General features: G+C 56.1%; 12 protein-coding genes. 9 read left to right on the top strand and 3 right to left on the bottom strand.

All coding sequences use genetic code 11. The annotated features are described in order from the left end of the window. Nucleotides 1-7: 7 nt before the first annotated feature. A complete protein-coding gene (gene pcaQ, locus ACR0EK_RS18535; protein ID WP_480488809.1) occupies nt 8-949 on the bottom strand; it encodes a pca operon transcription factor PcaQ in 942 nt (313 codons plus the stop codon). A gap of 97 nt (nt 950-1046) precedes the next feature. Between pcaQ and pobA the strand changes: the two genes are divergently transcribed. From pobA to ACR0EK_RS18500, 7 genes are all read left to right on the top strand, one after another. After that, nucleotides 1047-2216 carry a 4-hydroxybenzoate 3-monooxygenase gene (pobA, locus tag ACR0EK_RS18530; protein ID WP_480547488.1) on the top strand — a complete coding sequence of 390 codons (1170 nt, stop codon included), beginning with the start codon at nt 1047-1049 and terminating at the stop codon, nt 2214-2216. Beyond that, the gene (gene pcaD, locus ACR0EK_RS18525) at nt 2216-3004 is read left to right on the top strand and encodes a 3-oxoadipate enol-lactonase (RefSeq protein WP_480900995.1); all 789 of its coding nucleotides are present in this window, start codon (nt 2216-2218) and stop codon (nt 3002-3004) included. Before pobA ends, pcaD begins: the two co-directional genes overlap by 1 nt. Continuing rightward, nucleotides 2997-3374, top strand: coding sequence for a 4-carboxymuconolactone decarboxylase (gene pcaC, locus ACR0EK_RS18520; protein ID WP_480488803.1), 378 nt, complete (start codon nt 2997-2999; stop codon nt 3372-3374). Before pcaD ends, pcaC begins: the two co-directional genes overlap by 8 nt. Before the next feature lie 52 nt (nt 3375-3426). Further along, entirely contained in the window at nt 3427-4155 is a 729-nt protein-coding gene (pcaH, locus tag ACR0EK_RS18515; protein ID WP_480900997.1) for a protocatechuate 3,4-dioxygenase subunit beta, read from the top strand. Nucleotides 4156-4157: 2 nt separating this feature from the next. Next, nucleotides 4158-4775: a protocatechuate 3,4-dioxygenase subunit alpha gene (gene pcaG / locus ACR0EK_RS18510; protein ID WP_480833294.1), complete on the top strand. Its 618-nt coding sequence runs from the start codon at nt 4158-4160 to the stop codon at nt 4773-4775. Nucleotides 4776-4823: 48 nt separating this feature from the next. Then, entirely contained in the window at nt 4824-5645 is an 822-nt protein-coding gene (locus tag ACR0EK_RS18505; protein WP_480901001.1) for a 3-oxoadipate:acetyl-CoA acetyltransferase, read from the top strand. A 66-nt stretch (nt 5646-5711) separates the two neighbouring features. Further along, complete coding sequence (locus ACR0EK_RS18500; RefSeq protein WP_480968024.1) at nt 5712-6773, top strand: 3-carboxy-cis,cis-muconate cycloisomerase; 1062 nt, start codon at nt 5712-5714, stop codon at nt 6771-6773. 453 nt (nt 6774-7226) lie between these two features. Here the strand turns inward: ACR0EK_RS18500 and ACR0EK_RS18495 are convergent, their stop codons facing one another. Beyond that, nucleotides 7227-8009 carry a DeoR/GlpR family DNA-binding transcription regulator gene (locus ACR0EK_RS18495; protein WP_480488793.1) on the bottom strand — a complete coding sequence of 261 codons (783 nt, stop codon included), beginning with the start codon at nt 8007-8009 and terminating at the stop codon, nt 7227-7229. 146 nt (nt 8010-8155) lie between these two features. On the opposite strand from ACR0EK_RS18495, the gene ACR0EK_RS18490 reads away from it, so the two are divergent. Together ACR0EK_RS18490 and ACR0EK_RS18485 are read left to right on the top strand one after the other, a co-directional pair. Next, nucleotides 8156-10579 (top strand): GcvT family protein, encoded by a 2424-nt coding sequence (locus tag ACR0EK_RS18490; RefSeq protein ID WP_480901006.1) that lies wholly within the window; start codon nt 8156-8158, stop codon nt 10577-10579. Nucleotides 10580-10594: 15 nt separating this feature from the next. Further along, a complete protein-coding gene (locus tag ACR0EK_RS18485) occupies nt 10595-11527 on the top strand; it encodes a phosphotransferase (RefSeq protein ID WP_480488789.1) in 933 nt (310 codons plus the stop codon). A 351-nt stretch (nt 11528-11878) separates the two neighbouring features. Here the strand turns inward: ACR0EK_RS18485 and ACR0EK_RS18480 are convergent. Further along, nucleotides 11879-12073: hypothetical protein (locus ACR0EK_RS18480; protein WP_480968023.1), on the bottom strand; the 195-nt coding region annotated here is incomplete at its 5' end.

Below are 12073 nucleotides of genomic sequence, written 5' to 3'. Positions count from 1 at the left end.
ACCAGCCTTAGTTATCAGAGGTCGCACCATCAGGCGACAAGCCCAACCTCGCAATTGCATTGTCCAAAGCCAACCCGAAAACCTGCGCCTGAGGTGACAGGACCTGGTCAGGCCGACGCATCAGCCCGACGGGCCCGCGTGTGATTGACGTATCAAACGGCAGCGCCACAAGGTGGCCATCGCTGATTTCATTGGCGACCACCCCCGCCGAGATGATCCAGATCGCATCGGTCTGCCGGGTATACACCCGCCCGAAAGCACCCGAGACAGTTTCCAGACGATCTTCGATTTCACCAATCCCGTGCGCGATCATGAGGCGATCCACCAAGGGCCGAATTGCCGATCCTTCAGGCGGGTAAAGCACTTGCCACTCGGTAATCCGCCTGAGATCGGGGGCTTTCAGCAGCGGGTGATCCGCGCGCACGACAAAGACGACCTTCTCCTCGTAAAGCTGGGTAAAGGAAATGCCCTGCATGGTTTCAGGGCGACCCAAACGCCCGATAACAAGCTCTAGGTCGCCCAGTCGAAGACGCTCCATCAAATGGCCATGTGGACCGTCGAAAACGCTCAGTCGGGCATTGCCCGCAAGTTCGGAAAACTCGGTAGCAACGGCTGGCATCAAACGGGCCGCAACCGAAGGCAGCACCCCGACCCGAAGGCTGGCCCTGCCCCGCGCCTCGATCTGTTCCACACCAGAAAAACCTTGCTGCAAAGCGGCCAGTGACATTTCGGCAAAATGCAGAAACACTTCGCCCTGCCGCGTCAGAGAAACACCGGACCGGTTACGGGACAACAGCACAGTGCCCAGAATATCCTCAAGCTCCTTAAGTGTCTTGGATATCGCCGGTTGCGTGAGAAACAGCTTCTCTGCCGCAACTTTCAGGCTTTTCTCGCGACATATCTCAATAAAACATTGAATATGCCTAACTTTGATGCGGCGATCTATCATTACTTTCCAATTCCGGCAACTAAGTCCAAGCAGAACTCATTTTACATATCGAGATATGGCGTTCAATTATTAGATACGCGAAATCAGGAGAGCCAACATGCGCGTTCAGGTCGCGATCATCGGCGGTGGACCCTCAGGTCTTTTGCTCAGCCAGTTGTTGCACCGCAAGGGCATAGACACCATCGTATTAGAGCGCAAAACCAGGGAATATGTTCTGGGCCGCATTCGCGCTGGTATTCTGGAAACCGGTTTTGTGGAACTGATGCGCGAAGCCGGTGTGGCAGAGCGGATGGACAAGGAATGCTTTGTCCATGACGGCACAGTGATCTCGTATGGCGATATCGAATTCGGCATCAACTTTAAAAAGCTGACAGGCAGTCATGTGGTTGTTTACGGACAAACTGAAGTAACCCGTGACCTGTATGATGCGCGCGAGGCAATGGGCGGTAAGATCGTTTTCAACGCCGATGATGTTCAGATTCACGGGGCTGACAGCGATGCACCCTATGTGACGTATCAAGCGGATGGGACCGGACACCGGATTGATTGCGATTTTGTCGCCGGTTGCGACGGATTTCATGGGGTGTCGCGTCAAACCATCCCGCTGACCGTGCGCCGGGAATATGAAAAGGTCTATCCGTTTGGCTGGCTGGGCGTTTTGTCCGAAACACCCCCGGTCCATAACGAACTGATATATGCCGGATCGGAACGCGGTTTTGCGCTTTGTTCCATGCGCAATGAGAACCTCAGCCGATACTACATTCAATGCTCGCTGTCTGACAGTGCCGATGACTGGACTGATCAAGCCTTCTGGCAGGAGCTGAAACGCAGGATCCCCGCGCAATATGCTGAGACACTGATTACCGGGCCATCGGTCGAAAAATCAATTGCGGCGCTGCGGTCTTTCGTGACCGAACCAATGCGCTGGGGCCGTTTGTTCCTGTGTGGGGATGCCGCGCATATCGTGCCCCCCACAGGGGCCAAGGGGCTTAACACGGCGGCAAGCGACATCCACTATCTGCACAACGCACTGCTGCAATTCTATGAAGACCGCGACAGCGAAGGCATCGACCGCTATTCCGAAAAAGCGCTGGCCCGGATCTGGAAGGCCGAGCGGTTCAGCTGGTCCACGACCAATCTGTTGCACCGTTTTCCGGAACAGAACGGCTTTGACCTGAAAATGCAGAAGGCTGACATTGATTTCCTGTGCGAAAACAAAGAGGCCCAATCGGTGTTTGCACAAAACTACGTCGGGCTGCCCTACTGATGCAGATTGCGGCGCTGGATAACATTCACCTGCATTGGCGTGAGGATGGCGATCCAGATGGCACGCCTGTGGTGTTTGCCAACTCGCTGGGAACTGACCTGCGCCTTTGGGACAAGGTTTTGCCGTTGCTGCCCAAGGGGCTGCGCCTGATCCGGTTCGATCTGCGTGGTCACGGCCTGTCGGAATGCCCTCAGGCGCTTTACAGCATGGCTGGGCTGGCGGATGACGCCGAGGCTTTGCTTGACCATATCGGGGTTCGCGACACGGTGTTTGTCGGCCTGTCTATTGGCGGCATGATCGGTCAGGCGCTGGCTTCGCGCAGACCGGACCAGATCCGCGCCCTTGTTCTGTCTAACACCGCCACGAAAATGGGGACGGCGCAGATGTGGCGTGACCGGATGGGCGCGATCCGGTCATCCGGCATCGAGCCTGTCGCAGACGCAATTCTGGACCGTTGGTTTGCGGCGGGTTTCAGGGCAACCGATAACGTGCTGCTTTGGCGCAACATGCTGGTACGTACACCTGTTTCTGGGTACCTGGGATGCTGCAACGCGATTGCAGATGCGGATCTTGAACCCATGACCCGGGTGCTGCGATTGCCGGTTCTGGCCATTGCCGGATCAGATGACCGCGCCTGCCCGTCCGAACTGGTCCGGCAGACCTGTGCTATGATCCCCGGGGCGCGCTATGCCGAAATACCCAACACCGGGCACCTGCCATGTGTGGAAGCCCCCGCTACCTATGCTGAAGACTTGTCCGCCTTCCTGATGGAGAACCGCAATGAGTGACAAATACGAGTCCGGTATGCGAGTGCGGCGCAGAATTCTGGGCGATGCCCATGTGGATCGCGCCGAAGACGCCAAGTCTGATTTGGACGGTCCATTTCAGACGCTTATCACCGAAGGCGCGTGGGGCACCGTCTGGGCCTCGGACGGGATCAGCGACCGTGAGAGATCCATGCTGACGCTGGCTTTGCTGGCTGCGTTGGGCAATTTCGAAGAAATCCCGATGCACATCCGCGCCACAGCCCGTACCGGCGCCAGCAAGCAGGATGTACTTGAAGCGTTTCAGCACGTCGCAATTTACGCGGGCGTGCCACGCGCCAATCAGGCCCTCAAACTGGCAAAACAGACCTATGATGAAATGGAACAGGACTGAATGGGAAACGCGTAGGAACCCCAGTCAGACAAAAAGGAAGTGTGATCCGACAATGTTGAAACAAGGTGAATTCTACCAGCGTGACCGCGAGTGGCACCCACCTGCGCTGACACCCGACTACAAGACCAGCGTGACCCGTTCACCGCAATATTCGCTGATCTCGCTGCAAAACTCGATCAGTGAGGTCACCGGCCCGGTTTTTGGCCACAACGATGTTGATCCTCTGGATAACGACCTGATCTCGAACTATGCGCAACCCGGCGAAAGCCCGATTGGCGAGCGTATCATTCTGCACGGCAGGGTGCTGGATGAAAACGGACGTCCGCTGCCAAACACGTTGGTGGAAATCTGGCAGGCGAATGCAGGTGGGCGCTATCGACACAAGAAAGATACCTATCTGGCACCGATCGATCCCAATTTCGGTGGTTGCGGCCGCACCCTGACAGATGAAAACGGTTATTATTTCTTTCGCACCGTGAAACCCGGTGCCTACCCCTGGCGCAATTGGGTGAACAGCTGGCGTCCCGCCCATATCCACATGTCGATATTCGGAACAGGTTTCGCACAGCGCCTGATCACACAATGCTATTTCGAAGGTGACCCGTTGATCGACAGGTGCCCGATCGTGAAAACTATTCCTGACGCCGATGCGATCAGCCGCCTGATTTCGCGGCTCGATATGAATTCAACGATCCCTCTGGATACCATCGCCTATAAATTTGACGTGGTCTTGCGCGGTCGGCGCTCGACCCTGTTTGAAAACCGTCTGGAGGGGAACTGAAGATGCAACAGCTGAATTATCTGAAGGAAACCCCCTCGCAAACAGCCGGGCCTTACGTCCATATCGGTCTGGCGCCCGGGGCTGCCGGATTTGAAATCTACAGGCAGGAATTGGGCTGGGACATAGCCGGACCAAATGCCGAGGGTGAGCGTATTCGGGTCGAAGGACTGGTCGTGGACGGGGCAGGATCTCCCATCAAGGATGTTCTGCTTGAGGCTTGGCAAGCAAATGCCAAGGGCGTCTATGCCCATCCTGAGGGCGGCGGCGATGTCGAAGACGGCTTTCGCGGCTGGGGACGCGTCATCACCAACTTTGAAACCGGCGAATGGGCGTTCGACACAGTCAAACCCGGTCCGACACCGGGACGAAACGTGGGCCAGCAGGCCCCTCATATCAACCTTTGGATTGTTGCCCGGGGCATCAATGTCGGCCTGAATACGCGTATCTATTTCGAGGACGAGGAAGAGGCCAATAGCAAGGACCCGGTCCTTAATCTCATCGAATGGGAACGCCGCCGCGCAACGCTGCTGGCCAAACGCACCAATCGGGACGGTCAAGTTGTCTATCGCTTCGATATCAAGATACAAGGCGAAGATGAGACCGTCTTTTTTGATATCTGATTACTTGGTGCTGCCTTGCCAAGGCGGCACTCATTTCAGGAAGTCACCATGACCAAACCCTGCATTATCTGCGTGGCTATCACCGGTTCCCTGCCCACCAAAAAGAACAACCCCGCGGTGCCGATCTCGGTTGCGGAACAGGTCGAAAGCACGCAAGAGGCGTTCGAGGCCGGGGCCAGCATCGTCCACGCCCATGTTCGCAACGATGATCAGACGCCCAGCAGCGACCCCGAGAAATTCGCCCTCCTCAAAGAGGGTTTGCAAAAACACTGCCCCGGAATGATTATCCAGTTCTCTACCGGTGGGCGGTCAGGCGCCGGTCAGGCAAGGGGCGGAATGCTGCCCCTGTCACCTGACATGGCGTCGCTGTCGGTTGGATCGAACAACTTTCCCACCCGGGTTTATGAAAATCCACCCGATCTGGTGGACTGGCTGTCAGCCGAGATGCGAAAATACGAAGTCACACCCGAGATCGAGGCGTTTGACCTGTCCCACATCCTGCAAGCGATCAGATTGCACAAGGAAGGCAAGCTTTATGGCAAGCTGTATGTTCAGTTTGTCATGGGTGTCAAAAACGCGATGCCGGTCGACAGGGCCGTATTCGACTTTTACGTGAAGTCCATGCAGGATCGCGCACCGGATGCTGAATGGTGTGCTGCCGGGATCGGTCCAAACCAGATTGTGGTAAATGAATGGGCCATTGCTGCGGGTGGGCACACGCGAACAGGTCTGGAAGACAATGTCCGGCTGGACCGGATTACACTTGCGCCTTCGAATGCTGCGCTGGTCAATCGCGTGACCGAGCTATGTGCAAAGCACGAACGTCCGGTCGCAACATGGCAACAGGCCCGCGAAATTTTGGCTCTTTGAGCGCAAGGAGAATTGGCGCCATGACGATTGATATCCGCCCTCTTCAGTTCAAAGGCCACAAATAGGATGGAACAGCTTTCCACTCATCCCTGGCTCAGCGGGCTGTTTGAGGACCCACAGACCTCAGAGTTGCTGGGTGCAGAGGCTCAGCTGCGACACATGCTGGCCGTCGAGGCCGCATATTCAGAGGCTTTGGCGGCGGTCGGCACCGTACCAGCAGAGGTGGTGGATACCGCGGCAAAACTTATCCGACAACACCGTCCCGACATGCAGGCGCTGCGCGACGGGACGGCATTGGATGGCGTGGTGGTGCCCGCGCTGGTGCGGTCGCTCAAAGCGGCATTGCCTGATCATTGCCACGTGGCGCTGCATAAGGGGATGACGTCGCAGGATGTTGTCGACACCGCTCTGGTCATGTCAATCAAGGACATTCTGGAGGTGTTTTCGGCCCGCCTTTCAAACCTGATAGATGCGCTTGTGGCGCTGGAACAGGCATATGGCGAATGCGTGATGATGGGGCGAACCCGAATGCAGGCGGCATTGCAGATTACAGTTGCCACGCGCCTACAAAACTGGCGGTTGCCCTTGGCCGATCACCAGAAACGCCTGACCGAATTGCAGCCCAAATTGCTTGTGCTGCAACTTGGCGGCGCCGTTGGCGACCGCGTTGGGATGCTCGGATCCGGACAGACAATCGCAGATCATATGGCCGACAGGCTTGGCCTGGCCAGCTGCGATGCAAACTGGCATACCCGCCGGGACAATCTTGCAGAGTTTGCCTCATGGCTTTCATTGATAACCGGATCGCTGGGAAAGATCGGTCAGGACGTGTCGCTCATGGCCCAGCAGGGGGTGGACGAGGTTTCGCTGGCAGGTGGCGGCGGATCTTCGGCGATGCCTCACAAGCGCAACCCGGTCCGCGCGGAACTGCTGGTCGCACTTGCTCGTTTCAACGCAACCCAACTGTCGGGCATGCATCAGGCGCTGGTGCATGAGCAGGAACGTTCCGGCGTTGCCTGGACGCTGGAATGGATGATCCTGCCCCAGATGATCCTGACAACGGGGCAGGCTCTGATCAGCTGTGGTACGTTAGTGCAACAGATCGAACGGATAGGCATGGTTGAGTGACTGCACTGGCCTCTGAGCCCGACGTTACTCAGGCGCGACGCTGACTTGGCGTCGCAGGTTCTGTCACTTGTTTCCCATCGTGTTTCCTCCGTTTTCCCAATCACAACGACGGGCCACTTCAGTAGCGAAGGATCAGTGTCGGTGCGGGCAACCATAAGTCATCGAACAATCGAGAACAGGCAGCGTTCCCGATCAAGGCGATGGCCGAGGATCGCCCTGTCGATCTGTCGCTGGCTTATTTCACGGCCAAGGAAGTCAGCCTACGTTGGACGGAACATATCGGAATTTCGTTGAAGCGGATATCAGGACAGTTGCCATTTTGGAGTGCCGGAGTATGTCAGATGTCGCCGACAATATTGATGCGGCCCACGCGTTATGCAAGCGACGCAATCCCGCCACTCCACACAGCTTTGTGGTAAACAATAGGAAAAAACGTCCGTTCCCAAAGGCCAATCACTCATCAAAAGCTTGAAACTGATCTGCGGCGATTACTGTCTTTGCCCGACCTATGACGCCTTCAAATTTTGGCGCAGGCTTCCGCTCGGTTATCAGGAAGTCACTTGCCGAAAGAGCCGGAAGACGCAAGGCCGGTTTGGGTTCGGATGCCTGGAACTTGGTCGAGTCCACTGCCATGAAACATCGTTCGCTGATCGCCTTCATTGCGACCGCAATATCGACTTCGCATTGTTCGAACACCAAAAAACCCTGTTTCGGATCCACACGTGACGCCGACAGGATTGAGTACTCCACCGACATATTTGCAATAACGTCAAAGGCCGCGCGGTCGAACGCTGCCCCGTCATGATTTCGAAGCTGTGTGCCTGCCATAAAGACCCGGTTGCCGTTCCCCATGGCCAAAGTTGTTGCGATGAACGCTGAATTCGTCACCACGGTAAGATCTCTGCGCGCCTTGAGGGCTTGGGCCACAAAACCCGACGTAGATCCCGTATCGATAGCAATGGACGCGTTATCTGGCACAAGGTTCAATATTGACTTGGCAATGGCGACTTTCGCTGCGCGGTTGGTTGTCATACGCGCGATGAAAGGGGGATCCAGAACCTTTTGGGTGCTGATCAACGCGCCGTGAACCTTGTCGATTTGCCCCGCATCCACCAACGGCTTTACAATTCGACGAATTGTCTGATCGGAAACGTTAAGCCTCTGCGCCAGGTCCATGACCGAGATTCGGCCATGCATGTTAACCGCGCTCAGGATGTCCTTTTCGTATTTTGACATTCAGTCACTCGGATGTTGGACTTTAACAGGATAAATTGTAGCTACCCCCTTAAATCAACAGATTTCAACACTCTTGTTTAATTTTTGTTGATTTATATTGGCCGATACGGTGATCTGGCACCCAATTTGTCGACAGGGGCGAGGCCATGACAACCCATTCTGCAAAACACCTTATTATTGGCGGCGGCATCATCGGATGCTCAATCGCTTATCATCTGGCCCAGGCAGGTGAGACGGATGTCGTCCTTCTGGAAAAGGCATCTCTGACAGAGGGGGCAACGTGGCATGCCGCCGGGCTGGTTGGGCAATTGCGATCTTCCCGCAATACAACCCGGATGCTGAAACGGTCAGTCGCGCTCTACGACCGGCTGGCTGACGAGACCGGTATGGAATTCGACTGGAAGAAAGTCGGCAGCTTGCGGCTGGCGGCAACCAAGGAACGGTTACTGGAGGCAAAACGTCTGGCGACGATGGCACGCAGTTTTGACCTGGAGATGGAAATCATCTCACCAGCCGAAGCGACGGCCCTGTTTCCCTATATCGATGCCGACGGGTTAGAGGGGGCCGCCTTTATTCCCTCGGACGGTCATGTCGACCCCGCTGGCCTGTGTCTGGCGATTGCAGCCGGTGCGCGTAACCACGGCGCACAAATCAGGCAGGGGGTGAAGGTTGAGGATTTCGAAATCCGCAATGGTCGCATAACCAAAGTGATGACAACCAACGACGACTATGAGGCGGAAACCGTTGTGCTGGCCTCGGGCATGTGGAGCCGTGAACTGGCGGCAAAACTGGGCGTCGTGGTGCCAGCCTGCGCTGTCGAGCACCAATATGTCGTAACAGAACCGTTGCCAGAGCCGGAATTGGTCAAGGGCCTGCCCACACTGCGCGACCCCGAGCGTCTGGTCTATTACAAGCCCGATGCTGGCGGGCGTCTGGTCATCGGAGGTTACGAAGACGACACATTGCCATTTGGAGAACAGGGTATTCCCGGAGAGTTTGTGCGCCAGTTGCTGCCTGACAATCTTGACCGTTTCGCGCCGCTGGCTGAACTTGCCGGTGTCGTCACCCCTGTCGTGAACCAGGTCGGAATCCGGCAAATCATCAATGGACCGATCCCCTATTCCGCCGATGGTGATTTTGTCATGGGCTGGGCCCCTGAGATCAAGAACCTGATGCTTTCGACCGGGTTCCTCTACGGCATTGCGGCTGGCGGGGGCGCGGGGGAAATGATCGCCGAATGGATTCTGAACGGGCGCCCAAGCCTGGATCTTTGGCCATTGGACGTGCGGCGGTTCAGCCCACATCATGCGACCAAGGCCTTTATGTATCCCCGAGCCGTCGAACATTACGCACATCACTACAAGATGCGCTATCCGGGCCAGGAGGCCGAGACCGCACGTAATTTGCGCTTGTCTCCACTATATAACCGATTGAAAGAACACGGGGCGGTTTATGGATCGAAGAACGGGTGGGAACGGCCTTTGTGGTTTGCCCCAGCTGGGGTCGCCCCAGTGGATCAACTCGATTTCCTCAATCCCGGTTGGCATGTCTTCGCGGCCGAAGAACACCGCGCTGCCCGCGAAAGTGTCGTTCTGATCGACCAGTCGAGCTTTTCCAAGTTCGAGCTGATCGGCTCTGGCGCGTTGGATGTGTTGCAACACCTGGCGGTCTCAAACATGGACAAGCCGGATGGCAGCGTAATCTATACCCAACTTTGTAACGACAAAGGCGGCGTCGAGGCGGATGTCACCATCACCCGCCTGGGGCGCGACCATTTCTATATCGTGACCGGCGCTGGATTCGGGGTTCACGATTCCGACTGGATCCGACGTCATCTGCCGGAAGACGGATCAGCACATTTAATCGAGGTTACCTCTTCCCGCGCGGTGATCAACATGTGCGGGCCAAAAGCGCGCGACGTCCTGCAGACGGTAACCGAAGAGGATATCTCAAACGCTGCGTTTCCCTTTGCAACAGCGCGCGACATTACAGTCGGAGCAGCAAGAGTGCGTGCGGTGCGCATAGGCTATACCGGCGAGTTGGGCTGGGAACTGCACATCCCAACCGAATTTGCACTTCATGTCTATGATCAGCTTTGGAAGGCCGGGCACGCCCATGGCATCCGCGATATCGGCTACCGGGCCATTGACTCGCTGCGCCTGGAAAAGGGGTATCTTTACTGGAGCACCGACATCACCCCGGACTATACACCTGTAGAAGCGGGCCTGGGCTCTCGCGTCCACCTGAAATCGAAGGAAAGTTTCCTAGGGCGCGATGTGCTGGAGGACCAGAAATCCAATGGCACGGCACAGATACTCTGTACCTTCGTGACCGAAGAAAAACTGCCGATGACCGGGGGAGAAACCATCCTGCACAATGGCGTAACCGTTTCGCGCGCCAGCAGCGGTGGTTATGGGTACCACGTCGGGAAAACGATCATCTACGGCTATCTTCCGGTGGCGATGACGGACCAGACGGAATTCGAACTCGAACTGTTCGGTGACCGCAAACAAATCTGCCGGGTGGACGGGCCTCTGTTCGACCCGGCCAATGAACGGCTAAAAGCCTGAGGGGGAGGGCAGAAAATGACTGACGGAAACACTGACCGTGTCCTGAGTGAACTTCGCAACCTGAAAGGCTTTGAGGACACCTCAGCACAAAACAGCGAAATCAAGCGGCTGGGTGGGTTGACCAACCTGGTCTACAGAGTGGAAACCTGCGGACACACCATGATCGTTCGCATCCCCGGAGACGGAACCGCGGATTATATCGATCGTGGCGTTGAGATTCACAATGCCAGGGTCGCAGCCGAAGCTGGTATCGGTCCCGCTGTGCTTTGGGCGGATGCAGATACCGGTGTGATGATCAGTGACTGCATTGACGATATCGTCACCATGACACCCGAGCTTTTCGCAACGCGCACCGGAGCGGCTGCGCGTGCCGGCCATGCCCTGCGGCAACTACACGAGTCACCCCGCCCTTTCGAGTTCCGGTTCGAACTCTTTTCGATGATCGATGAATATCTGAAAGTCCTGGCAACAAAGGATATTTCCCTGCCCGAAGGCTATACTGAAATCGTCGCCGAAGCGGCGCCGATCAAACAGCTGCTGCAAGACAAGCCGGGCGCGCTGGTTCCCAGCCATTGCGATCCGCTTTGCGAGAACTTTCTCGACAACGGTGACCGTATGTGGATCGTGGATTTCGAATATTCCGGGATGAATGATGCTCTTTGGGACCTCGGCGATTTATCAGTCGAAGCCGGGCTGACCGAGAAGCAGGAAATCGAGATGCTGACGTCCTATTTTGGCGCGGCACCAACAGCGGCTCAATTCGGGCGAATGGTGATCTACAAGGCGATGTGCGATCTTCTGTGGACACTCTGGGGCTTGATCCAACATGCCGATGATAACCCGGCCGAAGATTTCTGGGCCTATGCTACGGGTCGCTTCGACAGGTGCAAGGCACTGATGTTCAATCCTGCTTTCGCAGCCCATGTTCAGGCAGTTGCGAACGAATAGTGCAGATGGATAAGTTGCAATCTCTTGATGAATGACTGGCATGTGGAAATGAAAAATGGTTCGGACAAATGGGATTCGAACTGGTTTCACGGTAGGCTCTTTGAGGGGCCGCAACGTCCCCAAAACGGCGGTTAAAATGCTGTGCTGTTCTACCTGAGGCACAGTTTCCTGTCGTGATCGAACAGATATCATAGCTGAATGCGGTCCGAGAGTTGATTTGGCGACCTCAACACACGGGTTGCGATTATTCACCGTTGGTCTTCGCACGGGGCACATTTGAAGGAACGCTAAGTGCAGAATTCCTGGCGCTTGGGCGAAACGTATATCAACACAACAGGTACTCGGGCGTTTCTACGCCCATTCTTGAATGAAGGCGTCAAAATCACTGATTTCCTTCTGTGCGCGCAGTGAAGTAAGTCGACTGCAACAAGGTCCCTTGAGCCTCCCCAACTGAGCTGGTCCACCGCTATGTTTAGGAAACGGAGGACCACGAATGGCAAACAAGCGACCGAAGCCCGAAGAGATTGTCTCGAAGTTACGGCAGGT

It is taken from the genome of Ruegeria sp. AE4 (assembly GCF_056542185.1).
The sequence above is the reverse complement of the archived record's forward strand: the minus strand, read 5'-3'. Positions and strand labels throughout refer to the sequence as shown.